Here is a 1093-nt window from a genome sequence, read left to right as displayed (position 1 = left end):
CAACCCAAAACTTCAGCAATTTCTAACTGTGTTTTTCCACTATTCAACAACAGCAAAATTAAAATACGTTCTCTAATATTTCCATTTTCTTCTATTTTTAAGGCTTTTTGAAGTATTGTTTTTTGCTCTTGTGTCAGATATTTTTTTGCTGGCATATTTCCTATTATTGGGTTATTTATTAATTTTTATTATACCAATTTAAATGCCGAACAGCTTAGCTATCTCCCTAACATTATCTACGCTATTGTATGGTTTATCAATTTATACTTTAGCCTCTCAAGAAGCTTTAATTACTAGCCTATCGGTGAAGGTACTAGCTCCGATTTTAAACAGTAAAAAATCTACACTGAAATCACCTGAAAGCGATATTTGCCAAGAAGTCACAGCCCTGGAAAATGCGCCTACCTTAAGGCCAGGGCAACAGGGTGATAAAGTTCGTATTTTGCAAAAGCTACTCCTGAAAAAATATGGTTATCGGCAGAAGCAGGTTCCCTTGGATGGAACATACAATGATGGAACTGTAGCAGCAATTAAAAAATTTCAGCTAAAAAATAGCTTGAGTGCTGATGGGATTGTTGGTCCTCAAACATGGAAGTTATTAGTGGAGCAAAGTGGCTGCTTATAGATGAAAAGGTCTAGATTAGTATTCAGGTATCAGGCGTGAAGCTGATACCTGAGGGCTGAATCCTCACGAATATCAATTAGCTCAATATCGCTCTAATAAAAGCTCGACTTCTTCCTCCAACTCAAAATCTTTCATTGCCTCCCACTCGGCTTTCTTTACCGCTATATAGGCTTGAGCCAATTCTACTCCTAAGGCATCCAATAGTACTTGATCAGCACTTAAGTTACCAATCGCTTCCCCTAAATTAGTTGGCAATAACTCAATACCCTTATGACTACGTTCTAATTCTGTCAAATGTCCTGGATCTACTGCTACGGATTCTCCCAATTCCATACTGTTACGAATTCCATCCAAGCCAGCCGCAATTACTGCTCCCAAGGCTAGATAAGGATTAGAAGAAGCATCAACAGTTTTCAGTTCAAAATTTGTTGGACTCTCACCGTCTGGGTTACTCGGTACCCTGACCGC

The 1093-nt window shown here is 38.5% G+C and carries 1 protein-coding gene and 1 pseudogene; one reads left to right on the top strand and one right to left on the bottom strand.

All coding sequences use genetic code 11. From position 1 onward, the window contains the following. Positions 1–202 precede the first annotated feature (202 nt). Complete coding sequence (locus F6K38_RS42840; protein ID WP_009148841.1) at positions 203–625, top strand: peptidoglycan-binding domain-containing protein; 423 nt, start codon at positions 203–205, stop codon at positions 623–625. 81 nt (positions 626–706) lie between these two features. Here the strand turns inward: F6K38_RS42840 and F6K38_RS42835 are convergent. Beyond that, positions 707–1093 (bottom strand): annotated as a pseudogene (locus tag F6K38_RS42835) (glutamine synthetase); the annotation flags it as partial.

Source organism: Moorena sp. SIO3B2 (assembly GCF_010692525.1).
GTDB lineage: Bacteria > Cyanobacteriota > Cyanobacteriia > Cyanobacteriales > Coleofasciculaceae > Moorena > Moorena producens.
This window is presented reverse-complemented; position numbering and strand designations above follow the sequence as displayed.

Excerpts from the sequence above, each read along its gene's own strand:
- F6K38_RS42840 (WP_009148841.1), top strand. The coding sequence starts at position 203 with ATGCCGAACAGCTTAGCTATCTCCCTAACATTATCTACGCTATTGTAT.